The sequence below is a fragment of the Pseudomonas sp. GW822-FHT02E03 genome, assembly GCF_058802325.1.
The window spans coordinates 64,320-88,833 of the sequence record NZ_JBXAOA010000025.1 but is presented as its reverse complement, the minus strand read 5'-3'; the positions used below and the strand labels follow the sequence as shown (position 1 = coordinate 88,833).

18 protein-coding genes are annotated in these 24,514 nt (G+C 60.2%); 10 read left to right on the top strand and 8 right to left on the bottom strand.

Going from position 1 to position 24,514, the window contains the following annotated elements; genetic code table 11:
* The first annotated feature begins 137 nt into the window (after positions 1–137).
* Positions 138–359 carry a DUF2970 domain-containing protein gene (locus AC1RQB_RS19080; RefSeq protein WP_008066935.1) on the top strand — a complete coding sequence of 74 codons (222 nt, stop codon included), beginning with the start codon at positions 138–140 and terminating at the stop codon, positions 357–359.
* A 6-nt stretch (positions 360–365) separates the two neighbouring features.
* Here the strand turns inward: AC1RQB_RS19080 and AC1RQB_RS19075 are convergent, their stop codons facing one another.
* Positions 366–1,451, bottom strand: coding sequence for an ABC transporter substrate-binding protein (locus AC1RQB_RS19075; protein WP_063340167.1), 1,086 nt, complete (start codon positions 1,449–1,451; stop codon positions 366–368).
* A 521-nt stretch (positions 1,452–1,972) separates the two neighbouring features.
* Here AC1RQB_RS19075 and AC1RQB_RS19070 point away from each other — a divergent pair.
* A complete protein-coding gene (locus AC1RQB_RS19070) occupies positions 1,973–3,631 on the top strand; it encodes a nitrite/sulfite reductase (RefSeq protein ID WP_063340168.1) in 1,659 nt (552 codons plus the stop codon).
* The gene (locus tag AC1RQB_RS19065; protein WP_063340169.1) at positions 3,615–4,109 is read left to right on the top strand and encodes a DUF934 domain-containing protein; all 495 of its coding nucleotides are present in this window, start codon (positions 3,615–3,617) and stop codon (positions 4,107–4,109) included. The genes AC1RQB_RS19070 and AC1RQB_RS19065 overlap by 17 nt, the downstream gene beginning before the upstream one ends.
* A 44-nt stretch (positions 4,110–4,153) precedes the next feature.
* Here AC1RQB_RS19065 and AC1RQB_RS19060 read toward each other — a convergent pair whose 3' ends face one another.
* The gene (locus AC1RQB_RS19060; RefSeq protein ID WP_063340170.1) at positions 4,154–8,089 is read right to left on the bottom strand and encodes a dermonecrotic toxin domain-containing protein; all 3,936 of its coding nucleotides are present in this window, start codon (positions 8,087–8,089) and stop codon (positions 4,154–4,156) included.
* Positions 8,090–8,280: 191 nt separating this feature from the next.
* Complete coding sequence (gene sohB, locus AC1RQB_RS19055; RefSeq protein ID WP_063340171.1) at positions 8,281–9,303, bottom strand: protease SohB; 1,023 nt, start codon at positions 9,301–9,303, stop codon at positions 8,281–8,283.
* A 202-nt stretch (positions 9,304–9,505) separates the two neighbouring features.
* Between sohB and AC1RQB_RS19050 the strand changes: the two genes are divergently transcribed.
* The 6 genes from AC1RQB_RS19050 to AC1RQB_RS19025 all read left to right on the top strand — a co-directional run bounded on the left by AC1RQB_RS19050 (position 9,506) and on the right by AC1RQB_RS19025 (position 16,120).
* The gene (locus AC1RQB_RS19050) at positions 9,506–10,216 is read left to right on the top strand and encodes a histidine phosphatase family protein (RefSeq protein ID WP_008066947.1); all 711 of its coding nucleotides are present in this window, start codon (positions 9,506–9,508) and stop codon (positions 10,214–10,216) included.
* 64 nt (positions 10,217–10,280) lie between these two features.
* The gene (locus AC1RQB_RS19045) at positions 10,281–10,595 is read left to right on the top strand and encodes an SCP2 sterol-binding domain-containing protein (protein ID WP_007941766.1); all 315 of its coding nucleotides are present in this window, start codon (positions 10,281–10,283) and stop codon (positions 10,593–10,595) included.
* A 304-nt stretch (positions 10,596–10,899) separates the two neighbouring features.
* Positions 10,900–12,747: an amidohydrolase gene (locus AC1RQB_RS19040; protein WP_207267444.1), complete on the top strand. Its 1,848-nt coding sequence runs from the start codon at positions 10,900–10,902 to the stop codon at positions 12,745–12,747.
* A 171-nt stretch (positions 12,748–12,918) separates the two neighbouring features.
* Positions 12,919–13,782: a LysR family transcriptional regulator gene (locus AC1RQB_RS19035; RefSeq protein WP_063340172.1), complete on the top strand. Its 864-nt coding sequence runs from the start codon at positions 12,919–12,921 to the stop codon at positions 13,780–13,782.
* Positions 13,783–13,892: 110 nt separating this feature from the next.
* The gene (locus AC1RQB_RS19030) at positions 13,893–15,035 is read left to right on the top strand and encodes an SRPBCC family protein (RefSeq protein WP_063340173.1); all 1,143 of its coding nucleotides are present in this window, start codon (positions 13,893–13,895) and stop codon (positions 15,033–15,035) included.
* Positions 15,032–16,120: an SMP-30/gluconolactonase/LRE family protein gene (locus tag AC1RQB_RS19025; protein ID WP_063340174.1), complete on the top strand. Its 1,089-nt coding sequence runs from the start codon at positions 15,032–15,034 to the stop codon at positions 16,118–16,120. Before AC1RQB_RS19030 ends, AC1RQB_RS19025 begins: the two co-directional genes overlap by 4 nt.
* Positions 16,121–16,270: 150 nt before the next feature.
* On the opposite strand, the gene AC1RQB_RS19020 is transcribed toward AC1RQB_RS19025, so the two are convergent.
* Both AC1RQB_RS19020 and AC1RQB_RS19015 read right to left on the bottom strand, forming a co-directional pair.
* Complete coding sequence (locus tag AC1RQB_RS19020; protein WP_063340175.1) at positions 16,271–16,531, bottom strand: hypothetical protein; 261 nt, start codon at positions 16,529–16,531, stop codon at positions 16,271–16,273.
* Positions 16,532–16,639: 108 nt separating this feature from the next.
* A complete protein-coding gene (locus tag AC1RQB_RS19015) occupies positions 16,640–16,882 on the bottom strand; it encodes an HP1242/YdcH family protein (RefSeq protein ID WP_008066957.1) in 243 nt (80 codons plus the stop codon).
* Between the two features lie 218 nt (positions 16,883–17,100).
* On the opposite strand from AC1RQB_RS19015, the gene AC1RQB_RS19010 reads away from it, so the two are divergent.
* Entirely contained in the window at positions 17,101–17,622 is a 522-nt protein-coding gene (locus tag AC1RQB_RS19010) for a DUF4142 domain-containing protein (RefSeq protein ID WP_008066959.1), read from the top strand.
* Positions 17,623–17,779: 157 nt separating this feature from the next.
* Here the strand turns inward: AC1RQB_RS19010 and AC1RQB_RS19005 are convergent, their stop codons facing one another.
* The 3 genes from AC1RQB_RS19005 to AC1RQB_RS18995 form a co-directional block, all read right to left on the bottom strand.
* Positions 17,780–19,891, bottom strand: a complete 2,112-nt coding sequence (locus tag AC1RQB_RS19005) for a hybrid sensor histidine kinase/response regulator (protein WP_063340176.1) — start codon at positions 19,889–19,891, stop codon at positions 17,780–17,782.
* 131 nt (positions 19,892–20,022) lie between these two features.
* Positions 20,023–23,121, bottom strand: coding sequence for an error-prone DNA polymerase (locus AC1RQB_RS19000; RefSeq protein ID WP_198537169.1), 3,099 nt, complete (start codon positions 23,119–23,121; stop codon positions 20,023–20,025).
* The gene (locus tag AC1RQB_RS18995) at positions 23,097–24,512 is read right to left on the bottom strand and encodes a Y-family DNA polymerase (protein ID WP_063340178.1); all 1,416 of its coding nucleotides are present in this window, start codon (positions 24,510–24,512) and stop codon (positions 23,097–23,099) included. The genes AC1RQB_RS19000 and AC1RQB_RS18995 overlap by 25 nt, the downstream gene beginning before the upstream one ends.
* Positions 24,513–24,514: the final 2 nt, after the last annotated feature.

The window sequence follows — 24,514 nt, the reverse complement described above, 5'->3', positions numbered from 1 at the left end:
CCCCCCCCCCCCCCCCCCCCCCCCCCCCCCCCCCCCCCCCCCCCCCCCCCCCCCCCCCCCCCCCCCCCCCCCCCGCTTCCACAGGTTTCGGGTGTATTGTCTATGCTTACCTTTCACACATGCGTGACGGGGGATTTATGGACGATCCAGTCGACAACAACAAGCCACCAACCTTCTGGCAGATGCTGCACAGCGTGATGGCGGCGGCGTTCGGGGTGCAGAGCGGGAAGAACCGGGCCCGGGATTTCACCCACGGCAAGCCGAGTCATTTCGTGATTTTGGGGATTCTGTTCACGGCAGTATTCGCGTTGACGCTGTTTGGCATCGTCAAACTGGTGGTGTACCTGGCGGGTATCTGAACCGGCTCAGTGCATCAGGGCTTGCAAGCTGAACGGGTAGCGATACGACGTCGGCCGCCCCTTGGCCGAGAGCTTCTGGAAATCCACCCCATAATCCTGAGTCGCACTCAACGCCAGCAACCGCTTGGCTTGGGCGTGACTGATCAGCTGCAACAACGGAATCTGCCGGTCGCGCCCGCCGTACTGACTGACATCCACCCCCAGGTCGTAGTCATGCAGTTGCACCAAGGCCCAACCACCCAGAGTGAAGTGCCCGCCCAACAGCACACTCAACCGCCCTTCCAACAGCGCCTGTAACGCAGTTGGTGAATTATTGACGGCGCTGAACAGCGCGTCCTTGCCGGGTTGGCCGCCCGTTTCGGCGTAGGCCTGCATGGCACCAAAGGCCATTTCATCGTTGGCCGACCAGACCAGCGACGTTTGCGGGTAACGCTTGAACAATAACCTGGCCTGTTCATAGGCGCGCTCGCGGGTCCAGCCGCCATAGACCAACTGGCGCAACCGCACTTCAGGGTGTTCGGCCAATGCCCGCATCATGCCCTTCTCACGCTGTTGCGCGGCTGGCGTGATCTTCAGGCCGGAGAAGGCCACGAGATCAATGACCTGACCGGGCGCGACCGGGCGATGCAGGCGAATCAGCTCCTTGAGCATCAAGTAGCCACCCTCCTCATTGTTGGGCACCAGGCTGCCCAACCAGTCGGGATACTTCTCCGGCTGGGTGCCGAGCAAGCGCATCTGGTCTGCAGTCAGGCCGTTGTTGACCAAAAACAGCTTCACACCGCTGCCTTGAGCCAGGCGCAGGATTTCGGGCGCAACATACAGTTCGTTGACGAACACCAGATAATCCGGTCGATTCGGCCCTTGCAGGGCTTCGCGGGCTTGCTTGAGTGTGGTTTCAGCGTTTCGCTCGGAATACTGGATGCGCAAATCCATGCCCAGGCTCTTGGCCGCGGCTTGCATGAACTGCGAATAACTGACCCAGAAGACCTCTTGGGTGGTTCCCGGATTGAGGAACAATACGGACGCCGCCTGAGCACAGGGTCCCAGGACCGTGCCAATTATCAGCACTACACCATAGAAGAACTTCAACATTAATCGTCCGAGCCCCCGAAAATCCGCTGCGCATTATAGCCAGCGAACTCCCTTGGAACGGCGCTTATTCCGGCTTCTGTCCGACAATCGTCGGCGCCGGGCCCGGACGGGGTCGTTTATTGATGGCTGACCCAGAACACCGCTGTGCCCACGACCAGGATGATCAGGAACAAAATCGCCCAGGCATCGACCGTGCTATCGCTTTTCCCTGCTTTGGTTGGGTTGCTCATTGCATCGCCTCTTGTCGGTTTTATCGGTGATTGCATAAAGACTCGAGCACAGTTAAGACGATGATTGCCCGCACCACAAATGTGGGTTTTACCACCGTGAGTTTCATTAGTCTTTTTGGTTCTTTGCATATACTCAAACATCACTTTTGCGCATAACTGCAAACTGGTATCTTGCGTCGGCTCCGTTGGGAGTGCGCGGCCGTGCGCGCAGAATTGCCGAGGCTGTATCGGATGAAAGCTAGCGAAAACGCAGCTATATCCAACCGGCCCAAGCCTGAGAACAGGACTTATATGTACGTATACGACGAGTACGATCAGCGGATCATCGAGGACCGCGTCAAGCAGTTCCGTGATCAGACCCGACGCTATCTGGCAGGCGAGCTGAGCGAAGAAGAATTCCGCCCCCTGCGCCTGCAAAATGGCCTTTATATCCAGCGCTTCGCGCCGATGCTGCGGGTGGCGGTGCCTTATGGCCAACTGACTTCGCGCCAGACGCGAATGATGGCCAGGATTGCCCGCGACTACGACAAGGGCTACGCCCACATCAGTACCCGGCAGAACGTGCAGTTCAACTGGCCGGCCCTGGAAGATATCCCGGACATCCTGGCGGAACTGGCGACCGTGCAGATGCATGCGATCCAGACCAGCGGCAACTGCCTGCGCAACGTCACCACCGACCAGTTCGCCGGTGTCGCGGCCGACGAATTGATCGACCCGCGTCCATGGTGCGAAATCGTCCGCCAGTGGACCACGTTCCACCCGGAATTCGCCTACCTGCCGCGTAAATTCAAAATCGCCATCAACGGTTCGACGTCTGACCGTGCGGCCATTGAAGTCCATGACATTGGCCTTGAGCCAGTTCACAACGCCGCGGGCGAACTGGGTTTCCGTGTGCTGGTCGGTGGCGGCCTGGGCCGTACGCCGGTGGTGGGCGCGTTCATCAACGAGTTCCTGCCGTGGCAGGACTTGCTGAGCTATCTCGACGCCATCCTGCGGGTTTACAACCGCTACGGCCGTCGCGACAACAAATACAAGGCGCGGATCAAGATTCTGGTCAAGGCCCTGACGCCTGAAGTGTTCGCGCAGAAAGTCGATGCGGAAATGGAACACCTTCGCGGTGGCCAGACCACGCTGACCGAGGCCGAAGTGCATCGCGTGGCCAAACACTTTGTCGATCCGCAATACCAGGCTCTGGACAACCAGACGGCCGAACTGACCGAGCTCGACAAACAGCACCCAGGCTTCGCCCGCTGGCGCACCCGCAACACCCTGACCCACAAGAAACCGGGTTACGTAGCCGTGACCCTGTCCCTGAAGCCGACTGGCGTTGCGCCGGGCGACATCACCGACAAGCAGCTCGATGCCGTTGCCGACCTCGCCGATCGTTACAGCTTCGGTCAGCTGCGCACTTCCCACGAGCAGAACATTATCCTGGCCGATGTCGAGCAGAGCCAATTGTTCGCCCTGTGGGGCGAATTGCGCGAGCAAGGTTTCGCCACGCCGAACATCGGTTTGCTGACCGACATCATCTGCTGCCCGGGCGGTGATTTCTGCTCGCTGGCCAACGCCAAATCGATCCCGATCGCCGAGTCGATCCAGCGCCGTTTCGACGACCTGGACTACCTGTTCGACATTGGCGAACTGGACCTGAACATCTCTGGGTGCATGAACGCCTGTGGTCACCACCACGTCGGCCACATCGGCATTCTCGGGGTCGACAAGAAAGGCGAAGAGTTCTACCAGGTGTCCCTGGGTGGCAGCGCCAGTCGCGATGCAAGCCTGGGCAAGATCCTCGGCCCGTCCTTCGCACAGGAAGCCATGCCTGACGTGATCGAGAAGCTGATCGACGTGTACATCGAACAACGTACCGAAGACGAACGCTTCATCGACACCTATCAGCGTATCGGCATCGACCTCTTCAAGGAGCGCGTCTATGCAGCGAATAATTAAGAACAACGAAGTCGTCGACGAAACCTGGCACTTGCTGCCGAAAGATTTCAACATCGACGAGATCAGCAACTGCGACGACCTGATCGTCCCGCTGCAACTGTGGCGCGAACACAGCCGTATGCTCAAGGCTCGCGATGGCGGCCTGGGTGTGTGGCTGGATGCCGACGAAGAAGCCGAGGAAATCGGTGAAGACGTGGATAATTTCCAGGTGATCGCCTTGAACTTCCCGGCCTTCACTGATGGGCGCAACTACTCCAATGCTCGCTTGCTGCGTGACCGTTATGGTTTCAAAGGCGAACTGCGGGCGATTGGCGATGTGCTGCGCGACCAGTTGTTCTACCTGCACCGCTGCGGTTTTGACGCGTTTGCGATTCGCGCCGACAAAGACCCGTACGAAGCCCTTGAAGGCCTCAAGGACTTCTCTGTGACCTATCAGGCCGCCACCGACGAACCGCTGCCGCTGTTCCGTCGCCGTTGATGTCCTGGCCTTGAACCCTTTGCGGGGTTCAAGGCCATCCTCTTCTAGGCCTGCTCGGTGATCACCGGAAAGGGCCGCCCCATCGCTACCCAATCGCGGTAGAGCCTGGCCCGATCCTCCAGCGACATGAAAATCCCCAGCGGATTTTCAGCATCGACCTCTGTGGCCTCGACCACCCGGTTCAGCCAGCTCCACAACTCGTCCGATGCCTGCGCCTCGCTCAACAGTTGCCAGACCCTCGCTTGCAACGCCATATACTCGACCTGAAAGTCCGCCGTCAGGCTGAGCCCATCGATGAGCCTCAGGAAACGACTGCCTGACGGCTTGACCGCCAGTTGCTGCCAGATCGTTCGCCTGACCTGCTGCAGCGCTTCTTCCCCCTGTTGTAACCACGCCTCTGGATTGCCATAACCGGGACCCGGCGCGTTCAACCACAGGTTGATCCCTGTGCGCTGTCGATGGCTGATCAGGCGCCGCAACGTATCTTCGTCCGTTAACGGGTTGCCCCAAAGCTGCACTCGCCCCCGAACAATGGCCTGGCTCAACACCGCCGACGGAACCCGGGTGATCCGGTTGTCACGCAGGTCCAGCGACGTCAGGTAGGGCTCGTCCCTAATCCCGATCGGGCACGTACTGATCTCTGTTTTCCTCAAATTCACCTCGCGCAGGTTGTCCATCCCTAACAACACAGGCGAAACACTCAGGGGGTTTTCACTCAGGTCCAGTGATTGCAAGTTAATCAAGTCACTCAGTTGCGACGCCGTGTTCTCCCTGAATTTGAGAAACGTGTCTTTCAGATTCAGCGTTGTGAGATGGCTCATTCGCGGGATCGCAGGCGGCAAAACACTCTCCAGCTCCCCCATGGTGTTAGATAGCCGCAGATCGACTTTCTCCAGATTCAATACCCGCAGATTGGGGAAAGACTCCAGGAACCCGTTCAAGCTCTCACGCTCTGTCAGGTGAAATCCGCGCATCGACAACTCGATCACCTCGTTGAACTTGATGTTCATGATCGGCAAGCGGTGGTAGTCCTCGAACTCCAGATCCAGTTTGTATCCCGCTAACGCTTCGCCGGAATAAAGGCGGTTGGCCTGCGGCGGACACTTTTGCCAGATTGAGATCAGCTCGTCAGCCAGTTCTATCCGGGTCTCGCGCTCGAGTTCCATCGCGTGCTGCACCAACGCGACGTTATGCGCCGCGATTTGCGCATGAGTCATGCCCACAGCGTCCTCGTCGCCAGCGGCCAGAAAGTCGATGCCCATGTCATCGACATCCTGCAGGGACCGGTCGATCCAACTGGTCAAATCCGTACTCAATTGCTCAGACTGTTGCTTCAGACCATCGAGGCGTGACTGAGCGCTTGCTCCGGCATGTTGCAGCCATTCATCGGCCTGCGCGTTGCCGAAGTCGGGATAGAGGTCCCTGACTTGCAGTCTCATCGTCTCGTGGCTCAACGCCGCAGCCTGGAGGGTCGTCGGAAAGCCACCGCCCCTCAAGCCCTGCATTTCAAAAGGCAACCCTCCGTCCATTCTGCCCAGGCCCAGGCCGAACTCGGCGCGCGATAGCGTCCGGTCGCGAAGGTTGAGCTTCAGTTCGTTGGCCGGGTTCAGCGACTGCAGCGCCGCCCGCTCATCCGCGGACAACACCCCGATGACGGCCCCGTAAAAGTCCGCGTGCGCGATGGCCTGGGCGGCCACATCGACGTATTGATAGTGGTCGCCGATTTTGATCAAGCGACGACAATCAGCCGCCTCAAGCGAACCGCAACGATCCAGCACCCGACCTTGCAGCGAGCCGTCTAGCACCTCGATTCGCAGGCCTTTTGGCCATCCGGGCAAGTTTTTCAGCGAATGCAAGGCCAGCGTGTCCGAATCGGAATGGGCCACGGACCGCAGATAAAGGCCTTCGTAAGCACGGGTCAGCCTCACATGCTGCTGATACTGGCGGGCCTTGCCATCCAGTTGCCTGAATACCCCCTTGATCTCGATCGCATCCGGCGTCTCTGTGAACGCTATGCCACAGCGATCAAGCATCTGCTCCACCGCACTTTTCGGCAGGCCGGGATATTGCTGTTGAAACAATCGGACCCATTCATGCTCCGAGTGCTGGAGCGCCTGATAGCGAGCGTTGAATAACTCCACTCGCCGGGCCTGCAATGCCTCGTTCCCGTCAGCCTGCGCTTTGTCGATGACCTCCACGACGTCCTGATCGATTTTGAAGCGGCTGATAGTGTCGGCCAACACAGTCGTGGGTTGACGACCGGCCTGCATCATTCTCAGCAGATCGTCATCAACGGCGCTGACCTTGCCAATTTGCACCAGCACTTCGTCGCTGAAGGCGTCCACCGGAGCGCCGATCCCTCGCAGCAGGCTCAGACGGGTCGGCATCTGTGCGGCCGACTCCAGAGGGGCGACATGAACGGGTGGAGCGTCCACCGGCATACCATCGAGCCGCACAGCGGGCTCCTCGGCCCCGTGCTCGGCCCTGGCCAGCGCGGTGGCCTCGGCGCCTTCGCCTTTTAACGAAGCGGCAGCCCCGGCCAGCGGCAGAGCATTGAGCAAGCCAAACACGGTTCGCGTCACGCCTTCAGAACGCTCACTGGCCGTTTTCCCCTCGATGGCCTCGTCCAGGCCGTAACCGGCGTCAATAAGCCCGGCCAGCACCAACAATCCCTCACCTCCGGGCACAAACAACGCCAGTGGCCCGAACCGGTTGACCCATTGCACGATCGGCTCGACGAAAGCGCTCAGATTGTCACGGTTGACCTGGGCATCGTCACGGATGGTCTTGACGCTGTCCTGGGCGGCCTGCTTCATGGAACTCACCAACTGCGCAAAAGGGTCGGATGCGCTGGGTGAGCGATCAAAATTGATGTAGTCGTCCGGATCCCAATGGCCATCATCGTTGAAGAACCCGGCATTCTTCGTCAGCCTGTGCATCCCGGGATAAACCGCCATGCCCTCCAGTGCGGTCAGTACCCCCGCATGAAAGGTGCCGTCCTCGCGATCCTCTTCGCAAAAGTGAGCCGCCAGTGCCTGTTTCGTATCGGCCTCCCTGCCCTGAGCCACGATCCATTGACGCAACTGCCGGCTATCGTTGAATTCATGCAACGGTGAAGAATTGCCGGGGATGTACAGCAGCACCCTGGCGCCTGATCGCGCTCGAAAACACCAGATATCGGTTGCCGTATAACGGTACAGTTTCAGCCGACTCGCCTCGACGCTCGAAGGCATCCTTGTAGGCGCTTGCAGTTGCTCGATTGTCAGCGTTTCCCAGCTCTGCGCGGCGGGCAACCCGGCGGCTTGCATGGCGAGTTCCAGCCCCTCTCGGGACAGGCACCGTTCTTGATATTGCAGCCGGGCCGCCATGACAAAAGCCGCCTTGACTGATGTCCTCAGGGCATAAGGACCGGGAGCGGCAATGACCGCGTCCGACGGCCAGGCCTGATCAAGATAAGTCTGGTATCGACGGGAAAGAAACAACCCCCAGACCCACTGTTTGAAATCGGCAGGCCGCAGATTGATTTGCGTGTGCGGGCCATAGGATTGCGGAACCGTGGCGCGGTAAATGCCTTCATAGGTGTCGTGGTTGCCATTGCCCACATAGGCAAACTCATCGACTTTCTCGACAATGCGCACCGACGGCCCGATGTCGGGCGGTGTGTACAGCCCAAACGCGGTTTCGCCGAAGCGCCCGTCGCCCACCGTCTGATAATTGCCAAGCAGCGCCTGGATCAGGGTGCGAGAACTTCCCACCCGCCCCTGGTGGACGCCGTTCTCAGGAGGATGCCCATGGTAGTTATAGTCGAGCGTTACCAGCAGGGCTGTCTGCGGATCAATGTCGGCTCCCCACTTATCCTTGATCAAGCGCTCACCAAACTGAGCGGGAGTTTGCGCAAGTGCGGTCTCCACCGCAGCCTTCAGTTCGTTACGCATCAGGACATTGCGCGTTGGGGTGTCGCCATGGGCGTGATCATTCATGTGCATTCCATTGCAAACTATTGGGAGCCACCAGAATATCCAGCCCCAACTCAAGCGTAAGTCGGAATGATCGGCAGGCCAGTTAGGACGTTTCGCAGAGTCCGCAGGAAAGTGAACAGTCTCAAACGCCGGACGAAAAAAAACCGCGGAAATCCGCGGTTTGATTTTTTCCGGAGACGCCTGCCAGAGGCTTACCAGAAGCGTTGCTGAGTCAAGCGACTCCACCAGCCCAGCAATACGCGATCGATCGAACCGCTGGCCGCGATGCCGATGCGCTCCTGCAGGCTTTTGCGTTCGGCGTAATGCAAGTGGTAGAGCTCGGACTGCTTGGCACGTTCGGCAAGGTATTCATCGCTGGTCTTGAGTTCATCCACCAGTTGCTTGTCGAGCGCCGCAATGCCCAGCCAGATTTCACCGGTGGCTACTTCGTCGATGGCCAATTGCGGGCGATAGCGGGAAACGAAGTTCTTGAACAGCTGATGGGTGATGTCCAGGTCTTCCTGGAATTTCTCCCGGCCCTTCTCGGTGTTTTCGCCAAACACTGTCAGGGTGCGCTTGTACTCGCCAGCCGTCAGTACTTCGAAGTCGATGTCGTGTTTTTTCAGCAGGCGATTGACGTTGGGCAACTGCGCCACAACACCGATCGAGCCGAGGATCGCGAACGGCGCACTGATAATCTTCTCGCCGATGCACGCCATCATGTAGCCGCCGCTGGCCGCGACCTTGTCGATGCACACGGTCAACGGCACGCCGGCTTCACGAATCCGCGCCAGTTGCGAAGACGCCAGGCCATAGCTGTGGACCATGCCGCCGCCGCTTTCCAGGCGCAGCACCACTTCATCCTTGGGCGTGGCGAGGGTCAGCAGCGCGGTGATTTCGTGGCGCAGGCTCTCAGTGGCCGACGCCCTGATGTCACCATCAAAATCCAGCACGAACACCCGTGGTTTGACCTCGGGTTTCTTCTTTTGCTTTTTATCGGTTTTAGCCTGGGACTTGCGCAAGGCCTTGAGCTGATCCTTGTCGAGCAAGGTTTGCTCCAGGCGTTCGCGCAGCCCTTTGTAGAAATCATTGAGTTTGCTGACCTGCAGCTGACCAGCCGACTTGCGCCGACCTTTGCTGCGCAACGCCGCAAAACTGGCCAGGACCACCAGAATGGCGATCACCAGAGTCACGGTCTTGGCCAGAAAAATGGCGTACTCGAACAAAAGCTCCACAGGGACTCCTTCAATCAATGCGCGGGGTAAACACGCGCGGGATACCTCCAGCATACCCATCCGCCGGCCCGACGGCCAGCCGTGAAACCTCTGGCAACAGGCCTGTAACGGGCATTTCAAACAAGCGTATGTTTTTTCATTGACAGCTCACCGCCATCCTCATAACCTCGCCAAACCTTCAACGTACCGGGATGACGCGGACGTGGGCAGCATCTACTTGATTCGACATGGCCAGGCCTCCTTTGGTGCAGACGACTATGACGTCCTGTCGCCGACCGGTATTCGCCAGGCAGAACTCCTCGGTCAGCACCTGGCCGAACTTGGTGTCAGCTTCGATCGTTGCCTGTCGGGCGACCTGCGCCGCCAACAACATACCGCCAACAGTGCGCTGGAACAGTTTGCGGCCGTCGGTATGCCGGTGCCTACCCTGGAAATCGATTCCGCTTTCAATGAATTCGATGCCGACGCAGTGATCCGCGCCCTGCTGCCGGCCATGTTGGAGGACGAGCCCCACGCGCTGGATATCCTGCGCAACGCCGCACAAAACCGTGCTGAATTCCAACGCATTTTTGCCTTGATCATCGAGCGCTGGCTTGCCGGTACCTACGACACACCGGGACTGGAAAGCTGGCTGGGCTTCGTCGAACGCGTACAGAGCGGTCTGCATCGATTGCTCGAACAAGCCGACAATACCCAGAAAATCGCTGTATTCACCTCCGGCGGCACTATCACTGCCCTGCTCCACCTCATTACGCAAATGCCCGCAAAGCAGGCGTTTGAACTGAACTGGCAAATCGTCAACACCTCGCTCAACCTGCTTAAGTTTCGCGGGCGCGAGGTGGCCCTGGCTTCCTTCAACAGTCATGCACACCTGCAACTGTTGAAGGCCCCGGAACTCATCACGTTTCGCTGAGTCCGGATTATTGTGACCCTGGCTGTAATCACCCAGCTCTTATTACCCAAGAAAGGATCGAACCATGACCTCCGTAGCTGATGCCGTACAAGCAATGAAAGCCAAGTTCAACCCAGCCGCTGCTGCCGGTCTGGACCTGGTATTCGGTTTCCGCATCGACGACACCAAGAACTTCTCGCTGATCGTCAAAGACGGCACCTGCGAACTGCAAGAAGGCGAGAACCCGGACGCCCAGGTGACTCTGGTCATGGACGGCGAAACCCTGGAAGGCATCGTCGACGGTTCGACCGACGGCATGCAAGCGTTCATGGGCGGCAAACTGCGCGCTGAAGGCGACATGATGCTGGCCATGAAACTGTCCGAGCTGTTCCCGGGCTAAGCACGCCGCTCCCGTCTTTCGGGAACACGTCTGGCTGCAAACGAATCCCGCCCCTCGTGGCGGGATTCGTCGTTTTTCGCCCTCGCAAACGGCTATCTGTGGATTTGCCGACTATATTCCTTCTGGCCGCATGCGTCAGACATCGGCTGTTGATCCCCGCTTCTTTGTGAAGAACTTTGTGGAGAGCGCTGCCATGAGCCCACCTGACGAGCACAACGACTTCAGTCGTCGCCGTGTACTGCAAGGCCTCTCGGCAGGCGCCGTCGGTGCCTGGGTCAGCCCACTATTCGCAGGGAGTAAAGCCATGCCCGATACCCCAGCCGACCTGATTTTGTACAACGGACGCCTGCACACCGTTGACCGCAAGAAACCCCAGGCCAGTGCCGTCGCGATCAAGGACGGGCGCTTCGTGGTGGTCGGCAGCGACGCCCAGGCAATGGCCCTGCAAGGCCCCGGCAGCCAAATCATCGACCTGCATGGCCGCACGGTGATTCCCGGTCTCAACGACTCTCACCTGCACTTGATCCGTGGCGGCCTGAACTACAACCTTGAGCTGCGCTGGGAAGGCGTGCCATCTCTGGCCGATGCCTTGCGCATGCTCAAGGATCAAGCCGATCGCACACCGACGCCGCAATGGGTGCGGGTGGTCGGTGGCTGGAACGAGTTCCAGTTTGCAGAGAAGCGCCTGCCGACGATTGAAGAACTGAACAAGGCCGCGCCAGACACCCCAGTGTTCGTTCTGCATCTTTATGATCGCGCCCTGCTCAATCGCGCGGCGTTGAAAGTGGTCGGCTATACCCGCGACACGCCGAACCCGCCGGGCGGCGAAATCCAGCGCGATGCCAATGGCGACCCCACCGGCATGCTGATCGCCCGACCCAACGCAATGATCCTCTACTCGACCCTGGCCAAGGGACCGAAATTACCGCTGGAGTATCAAGTCAACTCGACCCGCCAGTTCATGCGTGAACTCAATCGGCTGGGCGTCACCAGCGCCATCGATGCCGGCGGCGGTTATCAGAATTACCCGGACGATTATCAAGTCATCCAGCAACTGGCCAAAGACCAACAGCTCACGGTGCGCATTGCCTACAACCTGTTCACCCAAAAACCCAAGGAAGAGCTGACCGATTTCAAAAACTGGACCAGCACCTCCCATTACGGTCAGGGCGATGACTTCCTGCGGCACAACGGTGCCGGGGAAATGCTGGTGTTCTCGGCAGCCGATTTCGAAGACTTCCTCGAACCTCGCCCAGACTTGCCGCAAACCATGGAGCAGGAGCTGGAGCCGGTGGTGCGGCATCTGGTGGAACAGCGTTGGCCCTTCCGTCTGCATGCCACCTACAACGAATCCATCAGCCGCATGCTCGACGTGTTCGAGAAGGTCAACCGGGATATTCCGTTCGACGGTTTGCCATGGTTCTTCGATCACGCCGAAACCATCAGCCCAAGGAACATTGAGCGGGTCAAAGCGCTCGGTGGCGGCATCGCCATCCAGGACCGCATGGCGTTCCAGGGCGAGTACTTTGTCGACCGTTACGGCGCGAAGGCTGCCGAAGCGACACCACCGATCGCACGCATGCTGGCCGAGGGTGTGCCGGTGGGCGCCGGCACCGATGCCACGCGAGTCTCCAGCTACAACCCCTGGACTTCCCTGTACTGGCTGATCAGTGGCCGCACCGTCGGCGGGCTGGCGCTGTACCCGCAAGGTTTGAGCCGTGATACGGCGCTGGAACTGTTCACCCACGGCAGCGCCTGGTTTTCCTCCGAACAAGGCAAGAAAGGCCAGATCAAAGTCGGGCAACTGGCGGACCTGATTGCGCTGTCGGCGGACTACTTCCACATCGAAGACGAAGCCATCAAATGGATCGAGTCGGTGCTGACCATTGTCGACGGCAAGATCGTCTACGGCAGCGTCGAGTTCGAAAAACTGGGGCCTGCGCCTATCCCGGTAGTGCCTGAGTGGTCACCGGTGGTGAACGTACCGGGGCATTGGAAACCACTGGCGCCGCTGACGGCTCAGGTTCATCAATGCGTGGGCGCTTGCGCGGTGCATGCCCACAGCCATGAGCGGGCGCGGTTGTCGTCGGCGCCAGTCAGTGACTTCCAAGGGTTCTGGGGGGCGTTTGGCTGTTCGTGTTTTGCGTTTTGAAAAAGAGAAAAGATCGCAGCCTGCGGCAGCTCCAGGATTTGTGTTCGCCCGATATTTCACGGCGTGCGCGATTCCAATGAGCTGCCGCAGGCTGCGATCTTTTGATCTTGATTTCTATCCGCTGGCGGCGCCTGCTCTTACAATGCCCGCACCTCCCGCATCGGCCTGCCCATGGACATCGACCTCGCCCGCACCTTTCTGGAAATCGTCCGCCACGGCAGCCTGGCCGCGGCGGCTGAAAAGCTGCACGTCACCCAGACCGCGATCACCGCCCGCGTGCAAAAGCTCGAAAGCCAACTCGGCAGCACGCTGTTCGTGCGCAACCGCGCCGGGGCACGCCTGACGCCGAATGGTGAGGCCTTCGTGGTGTACGCCAATCAACTGGTGCAAACCTGGGACGCGGCACGTCGTGACTTGCCGCTGCCCGAGGGCTACCGCGACGTGCTGCACATCGGTGGCGAGGTCAGTCTGTGCAACCCTTTGATGCTCAGCTGGGCCGGCGAGCTGCGCGAGAAAATCCCCAGCCATGCCTTGCGCATGGAGATCCGCGACGGCGAGAACCTGCTGCGGCAACTGGAGCTGGGGGTGCTGGATGCGGCGCTGGTCTATCAGCCCGAGTACTGGCCACGCTTGCAAGTCGAGCAGGTGCTGGAAGAAAAACTCATCCTGGTACGCCTGGCCGGCCAGCCCGAGCCTTACGTGTATATCGACTGGGGCCCGGACTTCCGTCGTCAGCACGATGCCGCACTGCCGGAAAAGGCCAAGGCAGCCCTGAGCTTCAACCTCGGACCGCTGGCCTTGCAATACATCCTGGAAAACGGCGGCAGCGGCTATTTCCGCACCCGCGTGGTCCAGAGCTACCTGGAAAGCGGCGCGCTGGAGCCAGTGCCCAAGGCTCCGGAGTTCAGCTATCCGACCTACCTGGTTTACTCCCGGGACCGCGACTCGGCGACCTTGCAACGAGCCTTCGATTTGCTGCGCGAAGTGATCAAGACGGACGACGACTGGTCCCAGCGCTGGAACCCCTTGACCTGACGCCAGGCGCCTTGCACCTGAGCATGGCGCTTGTGCCCTCAAGGTTCAGCCAGCCTCTGCGGCGGGATCGGCTAATCTGCTGGTTATAACAATAACCACAGGTGCACTCAGTGAGGCAGACCACCGAAGCATTCCGCGCGCGCTACCGTGCCGACATTCATCCGCTCTACAACCCTTGGCTGCATGGCGCCTTCGTGTTGCTGTTCGGGATGCTGGCCATCGGCGCGTTCTGGAACACCGTGCATCAGGTACACCCCCTGGAATGGCTGGCGGTGCCGCTGACCCTGTTGTTCTTCAACTTCGGCGTCTACGTCGTGCATCGGCATCTGGGGCACCACAAAAAGCGCTTGGCGCGAATGTTCTACGCCCGTCACGCCGGTGACCATCACAGCTTTTTCACCCCAGGCCACATGACCTACGACAATGCGCGCGACTGGCGGGTGATTCTGTTTCCGGCCTGGCTGATCGTGTTGCACACCCTCGTCATCACCGCTCCCGCGTGGTGGCTGCTGGCTCAGCTCAATGGCAACGTCGCAGGGCTGTTCGGCGGCTGCATGGTCCTCGGCTACCTGACTTATGAAGTGTTCCATGCCTGCGAACATCTACCGCCCGGCAACCCGCTGACACGTCTGCCATGGGTCCGCCAGATGCGCCGTCTGCATGAACTGCATCACCGCCGTGAACTGATGCAGGAGCGCAATTTCAATATCGTGTTTCCACTGATGGACTACCTGTTCGGCACCCTGTACTGGGAACCGGAACAGGCGCCTGCGCACCTGACGAGAACGCCCACCCGCCTGCAACACGTGGTCGACATCGCTGGAAATCCGCTCGCCGTGCTCGCCTACGCCAGCACGGCGACGCGGTGGCCAGAGTGGCATCCGTCCTCCCTCAAAGTCGACGGCCAGAGCGGCCCGTTGTATGCCGGGGCGCGGTTCGAGGAAGACATTCGGGCCGGCGGACGCGAGGGGCATTTGCGTTGGGAGGTCAGCGAATACCTGCCCGGTCGCCGCTGGAGCGCGCGGGCCCGAGGCGATCATGGACTGTCGCTGGTGGTGACTTACGAGTGCGAGGCTTTTGGCGACGGCACGCGGTTTGTCCGCACCCTGGAATATTGCTTTAGCGGTGTACTGATGCGCATCGCCAATCGATTGTTGCTCAAACGGCGCATTGAGCATGAATCGGCGCAATCGATGCTGGCGTTACGCGAGATGGCGCAAAAACATCTGGCCTCGACAGGAGTCACCGCGTGAAAAGAGCCTTCAGGTTTCGGCATTTACTGTTGCTGCTGATCATCGTGATTGGCGGCTTCCTGTTGTTATTACCCACCAAGGTCCAGCCGATCGCCTGGACACCGTCACCAGCGCCCTCCCTCATCGATGGCATCTACACAGACAATCAGCGCCTCAAAGGCGTGGAACGTGTCGGTGCCGCTGACATCGACGGCCCGGAAGCATTGCTTCTGGAAGAAAACATCCTCATCACCGGCCTGCATGACGGCCGGTTGATTAGCACCAGCCTCGACGGCAATACCACCAAGGTCCTGGCCGATACCGGTGGCAGGCCATTGGGCCTGGCGCGCCATCCCAATGGTTTGCTGGTGATCGCCGACGGGGTCAAGGGTTTGCTATCGCTCGATGCTCAAGGCCGGTTGATTGCATTGAGCACCACGGCCAACAACGTGCCCTTCGGTTTTACCGATGACGTGGCCATCGACAAGCCCGGGCATTACGCCTATTTCAGCGATGCATCCAGCCGTTGGGGTTACGGCAAGGATGGCGAGGCAATCATCGAGCACGGCGGGGACGGCCGATTGCTGCGTTATGACTTCCAGACCGGCAAAACGACGGTTCTGCTGGACAAACTGGAGTTCGCCAACGGAGTGACCCTGGGGCCTGATGATGCGTTTGTGCTGGTCAACGAAACTGGCGCCTATCGCATCAGCCGCTATTGGCTGACCGGGCCGAAAGCCGGGACCCACGATCTGTTCATCGACAATTTGCCGGGGCTGCCGGACAACCTGGCATTCAATGGTCGCGATCGTTTCTGGGTGGCGCTGTATGCCCCGCGCAATGCGCTGCTCGACGCCACGGCGCCCTACCCTCTGATACGCAAAATGATCGTACGCGCGATGACGGTCCTGCCCAAACCGGTGGAGAAACGCGCCTTCGCCCTCGGCCTGGACCTCGACGGTAAAGTGATTGCCAATCTGCAGGACGCCAGCAGCGGCAACTACTCCCCCATCACCACCGTGCGCGAGTATGGGGACTGGTTGTATCTGGGATCGCTGAAAGCGCGGCACATGGCGCGGTTGCCTTTGAGTACGGCGTTGCAATAGTAACGGTGATCAAACTGTGGGAGCGGGCTTGCTCGCGAAGGCTGACTGACATTCAACATTGATGTCGACTGGCGTGGCCTCATTCGCGAGCAAGCCCGCTCCCACAGTTGATTGGGGTTGCCGCGAGGTTTGTGATCAACCCTCGTGGACTCAACGCGTTTCTATCTCATCATCGCGTACCGAATTGTCTGTCTCTTCGCGCACTCGCTCCGGGTCGATGTCAGTGACGTCATCCTGCTCCAGAGGCGTTATGTCCTCATTGTCCGGCAATTCATCAATGCCCGGTTCATCCTCGGGGTCGACGGTGGTGCGGCCCGGGCTCAAGGGCTCGGGATAAGTCGGGATCGGGTCGTAACCACCCTGCTCTTCGCTGGGGTACTTTTCTTTATGGGGAAAGGCTGAATGGGGCATGGGGCACCTCGCATGGGCCGCAAAGTCGGCTCTGATCGTTCGAGGTGCCGGTATTTATCCCCGTTCCAATTTTTCAGTCACCGGTCGTCGGTGACTCGACGTAGCGCCTCAGGACCGTGCCTGGAGTTGTTGGACGATCTTGTCCTTGACCTGCAAGCGCTTCTCCTTGAGCTTCTTCAGTGCATCATCGCTGGGCGCATCCGATTGTGCGGACTCGGCCTTCAACACTTCGGCGTCCGCCTGGGAGTACTTGTTGAGCAGTGAATCCAGTAACGGATCCTTGGTGCGTTTTTGCTGGATCTCTTCCTTCGTGCAGCGCAAGTCCTGATAAAGGTCATGAGTCACCGGCATGGAACACCTCCGTTTGTTAATCGGTAGCGAACGCGATCGATTGCGCTCACCAGCTATCAGAATGGCCTTGCTTACCCGGTTCTGTCGACCGTCTATCAGACCAGCGGTGTCCGTTCGTCGTCCTGTCGCAAACGCGATAAAACCTTTACCCGAGCGCCCGCCTCCATTGAATAACGATCACCCGGATCGCCCATAGAAACCTGTGTGGAGAATGATCAATGGACGGCTTCAATCTGCGTCACCTAGCCCTGGCCGTTGCCTTGAGCACCAGCATGGGCACAGCTTTTGCCGCCGATTCCAACGACTTCGTCGATGACGCGGTCGCGGGCGGCATCGCGGAAGTCGAGACCAGCAAACTGGCCCTGGAAAAAAGCTCATCGGCCGACGTCAAGGCGTTCGCCAACATGATGGTCACCGATCATTCCAAAGCCAATGAAGAACTGGCGGCGCTGGCGAAAAAGCATGACATCGAAGTGCCGGACACGACGACGATGGTTAAACAGGCCAAGGAAAAAATTCTCGACCTGCGCGATGAATCCTTCGACACGGCCTATGCCAACAATCAGGTGAAGGCTCATGAAGAAGCCATTGAACGGTTCAAGAAAGAAGCCAATACGGTGACGGACGACAAGACCAAAGGCGCCACTGACCTCAAGGCCTTTGCACAAAAAATGCTGCCGGCGCTGGAAAAACACCTGGATATGGCGAAAAAACTCCAGGCGGCTCATCCCGACAAATAACCCCACGCGCTGATGACAGTCAGTCAAGGCGCGGAACCTGTGGGAGCGGGCTTGCTCGCGAAGGCGACGGCACAGTCAATATTGATGTTGCCTGTCACACCGCTTTCGCGAGCAAGCCCGCTCCCACATGGATTGCGCAATCAATGAAAATCCAGACTCATCCACCCAGCACGCTGCGGATCATGCTCAACAGCGCTTCAGGGCCATAAGGTTTGCTCAGCAGATAAGTGTCGGGGCTGAGTTGGTGATTGCGCGAAATAATGTCCCGGGTGTGGCCGGAGGTAAACAGCACCGCCACCGGTGGATTCTGCACCTTGGCCCAGGCGGCCAGGTCCGCGCTTTTGATCAGACCGGGCATAACCACATCGGTGAAGATCAGATCCACTGCCACGCCATCGAGCAACATCTGCATGGCCAGGTCACCGTTGGCCGCGGTCAGAACCTGATAGCCCTCTTCACGCAACAAATCCACCGCCGAGCCACGCACCGCTTCGTTGTCCTCGACCACCAGAATGGTTTCGTGCCCGCCACGGTGCTGCGGATCATGGCGCGTTGTTTCACCGGGCAACGGGCGCAAGCTGCGCGGGAAATACAGCTGCACCCGAGTGCCCTGCCCGACGACACTGGAAATCTCGATATGCCCGTCGCTCTGTTTGACGAAACCGAACACCATGCTCAAACCCAGGCCGGTGCCCTGGCCGTCGGCCTTGGTGGTGAAAAACGGTTCAAAGGCCTGTGCGAGCACTTGAGGCGACATGCCGACACCCGTGTCAGCCACCGCGACGCAAACATAGTCGCCGGCGACGATGCCCTTGCCTGCGCAAAACTTGCGGTCGAGGGTAATGTTCTCGGCACTCAGGGCAATGGTCCCCTCGCCGTTCATGGCGTCTCGGGCGTTGATCGCGAGGTTGAGAATGGCGTTTTCCAGTTGATTGCGGTCCACGTAGAGATGCCATGGATCGTCAGGCGCCGTCACCTTGATCTGGATAGTTTCCCCCAGCGCCCGCTGCAACAATTCCCCCAGGCCTTCGAAGATCTGCCGTGGATCGCAGACCGCCGGCGACAAAGGCTGACGACGGGCGAATGCGAGCAATTGCGACGACAATTTGGCACCGCGCTCGACCGCGGCAATCGACGCACTGACCCGGCGTTGCACGTTGGCGTTGTCCGGCTCGTGACGCGCCAGCAAATGCAGGTTGCCGGCGATCACCTGCAACAGGTTGTTGAAGTCATGGGCCACGCCGCCGGTGAGACCACCGATGGCTTCGAGTTTCTGTGACTGGCGCAACTGCTCTTCGGCCGCCAGCCGCGCTTCGACTTCGTCGGCGACTCGCTGCTCCAGGTTGCGGGTGAATTTGAGCAAGGATTCTTCGGCGGTCTTGCGTTCGTGGATGTCGATCAACACCCCGGGAAAGCGGAACGCCTCGCCTTTTTCATCGAACTCGCAACACCCGCTGGCCAGTACCCACAGGTAACTGCCATCGGGCCGCAGAACCCGGTATTCGGCGTTATAGGGTATGCCGCTTTCCACCGACTGATTGAGCCGCTCCTGAACCCAGCTGCGGTCGTCGGGATGAATCTGCATTTCGGCGATGAGCGGTGGCAGATTGGCCAGGTCCTGATCGGGCGGATAGGAAAACGTGCGGGCGAAGCGTTCGTCGGCAGACAGCACATTAGCCTTGATGTCCCAGACGAACGAGCCGAGCAAAGCCCCGGCATTAAGAGCCAGGCGCACTCTTTCGTTGTCGGCGCGATAAGCGCTTTCGGCTTCCTGGCGGCGGCGCTCGGAAATCACATGATCAGTGGTGTCGACCACCATTGCCATGACCCCGGCGGGGTGCCCGTCATCATCGGCGACGGGGCTGTAGTAAAGATCCATCCAGACGTCTTCGGGTACGCCATCACGCAACAGCACCAAAGCTTTGTTGTGATAGGACAAGGTGCCGCCCGCAAGGCAGGTGTCCACCACATGCCGATTGAATTCGGCGACCTCTGGCCAGCCCAACTCCACCGGGGAACCCAGCAGGTAAGGATGGCGCCCACCGGCAAATCTCGAGTAGGCATCGTTATAAATCATGTAACCGGGCCGGCCCCACAGCATCACCATCGGCAGGGGTGAGGCGAGCAATAATTGCACCGCGCTGCACAGGCTCCCGGGCCAGGTATCGATGCTCCCGAGCTCGGTCAGGCTCCAGTCGAACGCGCGAATGCGTCCGGCCATTTCGCCGCTCCAGCCGGTACATCCGTGGCTATTGTCAAGAAACTGCATCGACTGGCCTATGTCCTGTGGATGGCATGTTTTCAGGCAGTGCAACGGCGTGAGGAGACGGTGCGTGCCCGTTTGTTTCGAGCACCGCCGACGCCAATGGTTTCATTGAGGTATAGCTGAATGTCGCCGGTTCAGCGGAAATCCCGGCTGCGCACATGGATACCGTCGAGCAATGAACTCAGGTCGCTCAAGCGCCCGGCAATCAGATGCCGCACCTCGCCTTCCTTTTCCCAGCGTCCATCGACCTTGAGCAATTGCGAGCCGACCAGTACCTGCCGTTGCCGTTCGGCCAGGTCGCGCCAGACCACCACGTTGACGTTGCCGAACTCGTCTTCAAGCGTCACGAAGGTCACGCCGCTGGCGGTGCCCGGGCGTTGCCGACCGGTCACCAACCCGGCGACGCTGACCGGTCGGCCGTGCTCGATATCCATAAGTTCTTTCGAACTGCGGCAACGCCGGGCTTTCAATTCACCCCGCAGCAATGCCAGCGGATGCGGGCCGAGGGTGGTGCCGACACTGTTGTAATCGGCTTGCAGGTCCTCGCCCACGGTAGGTTTGGGCAGAGACACCGTCGGCTCTTCCTGGCTCGGCAAACCGGCAAACAAACCGAGCTGCTTCTGCACCCCCGCCACTTCCCAGCGCGCCCGATGCCGGTCACCGGCCAGCCCGCGCAATGCACCGGCATCGGCCAGTTGCTCCTGGGCACGGGCATCGAGTCGCGCCCGTTCGCCAAGGTCGGCGATGTCGGCAAACGCCCCTTTCGACCGTGCAACTTCAATGCGCCTGGCATCGTCCTCGCGAAAGCCTTTGATCATCCGCAACCCCATGCGAATGGCCGGCTGCGCGCCGATGATCGGTTCCAGGCTGCAATCCCAGTCACTGGCCCGCACGTCCACCGGACGAATCTGCAAATGATGCCGGCGGGCGTCCTGAAGAATCTGGTCCGGGCTGTAGAAACCCATGGGCCAGCTGTTGATCAGCGCACAGGCGAAGGCTGCCGGCTCGTGGCATTTCAACCAGCAACTGGCATAGGTCAGCAAGGCGAAACTGGCGGCGTGGGATTCGGGAAAGCCGTAATTGCCAAAGCCTTTGATCTGCTCGAAGATCTGCGCGGCGAACTCCGCTGTGTAGCCGTTTTTCTTCATCCCGTCGGCCAGACGTTCCTTGTGCGGTTCCAGTCCGCCATGACGTTTCCAGGCGGCCATGGAACGGCGCAATTGATCGGCCTCGCCGGGACTGTAGTCGGCGGCGACAATCGCGATCTGCATCACCTGTTCCTGGAACAGCGGCACGCCCAACGTACGTTTCAGCACTGTTTCAAGTTCTTTCGACGGGTAGATCACCTCTTCTTCGCCCTTACGCCGCCGCAGATACGGATGCACCATCCCGCCCTGAATCGGCCCCGGACGAACGATCGCCACCTCGATCACCAGATCGTAGAAATTCTTGGGCTTGAGCCTCGGCAACATCGACATCTGTGCCCGGGATTCGATCTGGAACACCCCGATGGTGTCCGCATGGCCAATCATCTCGTAGGTTTGCGGATCTTCGGCCGGCACCGTTGCCAGACTCAGGTCGCGGCCACGGTGCCGACGCAACAGGTCGAAACAACGACGAATCGCGCTAAGCATGCCCAGCGCGAGGATATCGACCTTGAGCAGCCCGACCGCATCCAGATCGTCCTTGTCCCACTGGATGATGGTGCGCTCGGCCATGGCGGCGTTTTCCACCGGCACCAGGCTGTCCAGGGGCTGCTCGGAAATCACGAAACCGCCAGGGTGCTGGGACAGGTGCCGGGGGAAACCGATCAACTGTCCCGTCAGGCTCAGCACCCGGCGCAACACCGGGCTGTCGGGATCGAAACCACCTTCACGCAGGCGCTCGACGGGCGGCGCCTGATCACTCCAGTGGCCGCAGCAGTCGGCCAGGGCGTTGACCTGATCGGGCGGCAAACCCAGTGCCTTGGCCACGTCGCGGACTGCGCCGGCACCATGGTAAGTGCTGACCACCGCCGTCAGCGCCGCACGGGCGCGGCCATAACGCTGGAATACGTATTGCAGGACTTCTTCACGCCGCTCGTGCTCGAAATCGACGTCAATGTCTGGCGGCTCGTTGCGCTCTTTGGAGAGAAAACGCTCGAACAGCAGCGTGCTCCGCTCCGGGTCGATCTCCGTGATCCCCAGCACGTAGCACACCGCCGAGTTGGCGGCAGAACCGCGCCCCTGACACAGAATGTGTTGCTTACGGGCGAAATTCACAATGTCGTGAACTGTCAGGAAATAACTTTCGTACCCCAACTCGGCAATCAGCTGCAGTTCCTTGTCGATCTGCGCCAACACCTCGGCTTTAGGGCCTTTTTCCCAGCGCCACCGAACACCCTTTTCGGCCAACTCCCGCAGCCAGGACGTGGCCGTGCGCCCCTCAGGCACCAGCTCCCGGGGATATTGATAACGCAACTGACCGAGGTCGAAGGTGCAGCGCCGGGCGATGTTCAGCGTTTCGTCGAGCAGTGCCTGCGGGTAGAGATCGCGCAAGGCGTCGAGGCTGCGCAAATGCCGTTCGCCGTTAGGGTGCAGACGCAACCCGGCCTCGGCCACCGGCAAGTGATGACGAATCGCAGTCATGGTGTCCTGCAAGGCGCGACGGCCACGGGCGTGCATGTGCACATCGCCGCTGGCCACCGCCGGGATCCGCAGTTCCCGCGCCAGGGTCAGCAGCGCCGCCAGTCGCCGGATGTCGTCCTGCCCGCGATGTAACTGAACGCTCAGCCACAGGCGCTCGGCGAAGGTCTGCTTCAGCCAGTGCCCCTGCTCAACGTCATCGACGGCGTCCGGCACCCACAACGCCAACAGCCCCGGCAACGGCTCGCCGAAATCCTCCCGCAGCACCTGATACTGGCCTTTCTGCGTACGGCGTCTGGCGCGGGTAATCAGGCGGCACAGGGTTTGGTAACCCTCGAGGCTTTCCACCAGCAGCACCAGTTTCGGGCCGTCTTCGATGCGTACTTCACTGCCGATGATCAGCGGCAATTCCACGGCCTTGGCCGCCTGCCAGGCCCGAACGATGCCCGCTAGGGTGCATTCGTCGGTGATCGCCAACGCTCGATAGCCCTGCTTTTTCGCCCGTTGAAAAAGCTCGAGCGCAGTGGAAGCACCTCGCTGGAAACTGAAGTTCGACAGGCAGTGCAGCTCGGCATAATCGACACTCATGCGAACCAGCCTTGCAGCCACAACGGACCGCCTTCGCCCACCGCCCGATAGGCCCACCCCTGCTGGCCGGAACGGGTTTCGATCAGGTAGTAATCGCGGCGCACGTCGTCGCCGTCCCACCAGCCCGACTCGATGCGTTCCGGCCCCATGAGGATGCGCGTCGAACCTTCGTGTACTGCCTGCGGCTCCGTCAGCAACCAGCCCGGACGTTGCACGGCAGGCAATACCTCACAAGTCTGGTTGTCGACACTGGTCTGCCACGCGCATTCCGGCCGGTGATCGGCCTGGAACCGCAAGCCTTGCACCGCGTCATCTCCCAATCGCGCGCGCAAGCGTTCGCGCAATTGTTCCCACGGCAAGGATTGCTGCGGACGATCGTCGAATAACTCCTGGTACTGGGGCACAAAGGTCGGCAAGTCTTCGGCGCGCAGACGAAAACCGCGCACCGGCGCCTCGACCTGAACCTGCTCCAGCCTCCCCCGGGCCAGTTCGAACAGCATCGCCGGATCACGCTCGGCGCTGAGCAGGCCGACCTTGATCAGCGTGTCTGGCAACCCGGCGTGCTCCAGGTGCAGGTCGAAACGCTGCACACCGCTGTCTCGTCCGCAGAGGAACGCCGCCAGATCGCCGGTCAGCCTGCGCAATGGAAACAGCAATGCCTGATGGGATTGCACATCGAAATTGAGTTCGATGCGCACATCGAAACGGTCCGGCGGCAGGTAAAACGCCAGCGCCAGATGTCGTAAACCGAACAGGGTGTCCAGATGCTTGAGCACCTGGGCTTCGAAACGCCGGGCCAGGCTATGTCGTGGCAGCGCCTGCACCTGACGCAAAGTGCGCAGCCCCATGCGCGACAGTGCCGTGGCAACGCTTGGCTCCAGGGCGATCCGGTCAACGGGCAACTGCCCGAGATGGTGCTGCAAAGCTTCATTGTCCGGCACCACTAGACCGTCATAAACATTGGCCAGCACCCGCGCCGCCACCGGGTTGGGTGCGGCGACAATCCGGTGACGAAACCCCAGTTCGCCAAGTTCCGCCCGCAACCGCGCCTCGAACTGCGACCAGGGCCCGAACAAGCCCAGGCTGGATTCAATTTCAAACACCACGGCGCGCGGGTAATGCACGCTGACCTGGGAACTGAACCGATAGGCCCAGGCAGCCAGGAATTGCTGCCAGTGTTCGATCTCGGCGGCGTCGTATTCGGCGGTGACAAATCCTTTGCTCAAGGCCTGAGCGGCGGTCATCGACTGGCCGGGACGCAAGCCCAGCGCCCGCGCCGAACCGTTGACCGCTTGCAGCACCCGGCGCTGGGCCGGGCCGGTCAGCAGCGCCAGCGGTTCGTCGGGGTCGGGGCGCTGACGCAATACCGCGTCCAGCGCCAATTGCGGGAAGAGAATGCAAACCCAGCGCATGG

Coding starts and splice junctions, on each gene's coding strand:
- AC1RQB_RS19080 (WP_008066935.1), top strand. CDS start 138: ATGGACGATCCAGTCGACAACAACAAGCCACCAACCTTCTGGCAGATG.
- AC1RQB_RS19075 (WP_063340167.1), bottom strand. CDS start 1,451: ATGTTGAAGTTCTTCTATGGTGTAGTGCTGATAATTGGCACGGTCCTG.
- AC1RQB_RS19070 (WP_063340168.1), top strand. CDS start 1,973: ATGTACGTATACGACGAGTACGATCAGCGGATCATCGAGGACCGCGTC.
- AC1RQB_RS19065 (WP_063340169.1), top strand. CDS start 3,615: ATGCAGCGAATAATTAAGAACAACGAAGTCGTCGACGAAACCTGGCAC.
- AC1RQB_RS19060 (WP_063340170.1), bottom strand. CDS start 8,089: ATGAATGATCACGCCCATGGCGACACCCCAACGCGCAATGTCCTGATG.
- AC1RQB_RS19045 (WP_007941766.1), top strand. CDS start 10,281: ATGACCTCCGTAGCTGATGCCGTACAAGCAATGAAAGCCAAGTTCAAC.
- AC1RQB_RS19040 (WP_207267444.1), top strand. CDS start 10,900: ATGCCCGATACCCCAGCCGACCTGATTTTGTACAACGGACGCCTGCAC.
- AC1RQB_RS19035 (WP_063340172.1), top strand. CDS start 12,919: ATGGACATCGACCTCGCCCGCACCTTTCTGGAAATCGTCCGCCACGGC.
- AC1RQB_RS19020 (WP_063340175.1), bottom strand. CDS start 16,531: ATGCCCCATTCAGCCTTTCCCCATAAAGAAAAGTACCCCAGCGAAGAG.
- AC1RQB_RS19015 (WP_008066957.1), bottom strand. CDS start 16,882: ATGCCGGTGACTCATGACCTTTATCAGGACTTGCGCTGCACGAAGGAA.
- AC1RQB_RS19010 (WP_008066959.1), top strand. CDS start 17,101: ATGGACGGCTTCAATCTGCGTCACCTAGCCCTGGCCGTTGCCTTGAGC.
- AC1RQB_RS19005 (WP_063340176.1), bottom strand. CDS start 19,891: ATGCAGTTTCTTGACAATAGCCACGGATGTACCGGCTGGAGCGGCGAA.
- AC1RQB_RS18995 (WP_063340178.1), bottom strand. CDS start 24,512: ATGCGCTGGGTTTGCATTCTCTTCCCGCAATTGGCGCTGGACGCGGTA.